General features: G+C 43.3%; 1 protein-coding gene. It reads left to right on the top strand.

Features of this window, described 5'->3' with window-relative positions; all coding sequences use genetic code 11:
• Nucleotides 1-245 (top strand): NlpC/P60 family protein (locus R0J87_RS23500; RefSeq protein WP_498889396.1); only part of this gene is annotated, 245 nt, incomplete at both ends.

Below are 245 nucleotides of genomic sequence, written 5' to 3'. Positions count from 1 at the left end.
ATTTAGTAACTTCCAAGCTCTGAAATTGGGATGGAAAAGCTACGGTGATCCTCATTATGTAGATCATGTTATGCGCTATTTGAAGGGCGGTGGCACTGTAAAGCCAGTCAATGGAGCAATGGAGGGATATGAAACTGTAATGAATGAAGCTCTTAAGTATGAAGGTGATCCATATGAGTGGGGCGGTTCTTCTCCTTCCGCTGGTTTTGACTGTAGTGGTCTTGTGCAATGGGCATATAGAAAAG

The sequence above is a fragment of the Halomonas sp. SIMBA_159 genome (assembly GCF_046536035.1).
Taxonomy (GTDB): domain Bacteria; phylum Pseudomonadota; class Gammaproteobacteria; order Pseudomonadales; family Halomonadaceae; genus Vreelandella; species Vreelandella venusta_A.
The sequence above is the reverse complement of the archived record's forward strand: the minus strand, read 5'-3'. Positions and strand labels throughout refer to the sequence as shown.